Consider the following 707-nt stretch of genomic DNA (forward strand, 5'->3'; position numbering starts at 1 on the left):
CTTTGGTATCCTACGCTCTTTGGTATCCTACGCAGCTTAATCACACTTTTCCTCCCCTTCAAAATAAGCCCGCCGCCCTAATCTTCCAGGCACTCTCACGTGGCACCCTAAGGAACTGAGGGGCGTCGTTGCCCCCAAAAAAACTTTGCCTTTTTCCAGTGGGCCCGTCGTCCTCGGCATCATCGGCAATCAGGAACATTTAGAAGGTGCCGCCTTAGGCAATATCGTAAATATCGCCTCCCGATTATAAGTCCTTGACCACCTAACAAAGTAGTATTGTCTTCTTGCTTTGTGTATCATGCAGGCATGCAAGAAACGATACCAATTCCCGTTAAAACTATCGGACCAATTAAAATTATTGGTTCTGAAGTGAATACCGAAGTTGAGGTTCCTCTCGCTACTTTCGAAACTCCTATGTGGCCTTCGACCAATCGCGGAGCCAGCGTTACCCGAAAATCTGCTGGCCTCCAGTGCACGATATTCGATGACCGGATGACTCGTTCTATTTTATTAGAGGGCGAGGATGCACATTCGGTAATGCTCGTACTGAATGAACTCAACAAGAACGAAGCGATCGCACAAGTTGTTTCCAGTACCAGTCGTTTCTGCCGCAATGTAAGTTGGCACACCCAAGTAGTAGGTAACCTTTTGTTCCTACGTCTCGAAGCCACAACGGGCGACGCTTCTGGACATAATATGCTGACTAA

General features: G+C 47.7%; 1 protein-coding gene. It reads left to right on the forward strand.

What is annotated here, in order from left to right; genetic code table 11:
* Window positions 1-306: 306 nt before the first annotated feature.
* A partial coding sequence (locus B1F79_RS02260; RefSeq protein WP_504739177.1) for a hydroxymethylglutaryl-coenzyme A reductase family protein occupies window positions 307-707 on the forward strand: 401 nt, incomplete at its 3' end.

The sequence above is a fragment of the Coxiella-like endosymbiont of Rhipicephalus sanguineus genome, assembly GCF_018687865.1.